Source organism: Pseudomonas syringae pv. cilantro, from assembly GCF_001293775.1.
Taxonomy (GTDB): domain Bacteria; phylum Pseudomonadota; class Gammaproteobacteria; order Pseudomonadales; family Pseudomonadaceae; genus Aquipseudomonas; species Aquipseudomonas syringae_P.
Genome location: NZ_LGLN01000034.1, coordinates 1 through 275, shown reverse-complemented (window position 1 = coordinate 275; position 275 = coordinate 1). Strand labels below are relative to the sequence as shown.

At 48.4% G+C, this 275-nt stretch carries 1 pseudogene; it reads right to left on the bottom strand.

What is annotated here, in order from left to right:
• A pseudogene (locus ABJ99_RS28630) lies at positions 1 to 275 on the bottom strand (type IV secretion system protein); the annotation flags it as partial.

Sequence of the window (275 nt, the reverse complement as noted above, 5' to 3'; positions counted from 1 at the left end):
TTTGATGTTGTTGCGTCCCCTCCGCAGCTTGGAAATGCCGGCGGCGGCACCGCTCACCATGCTTTTTGCTGAACCAAATCCCGAAATTCGGCTGGCAATTCCTCCTCCTGAGGGACCACCCCCCATGATGGAGGCCGCTTGGTTTGGAAGTTCGATGACAAGCGCTGTAAATGTGCTAAATACCAACAGAATTACTATGTTACCTGCAAGAGATGTATTCAAACTTCCATCTTTAATCATCACGGTGTTGATGAAGCCAATTTCGATAGCTAGAA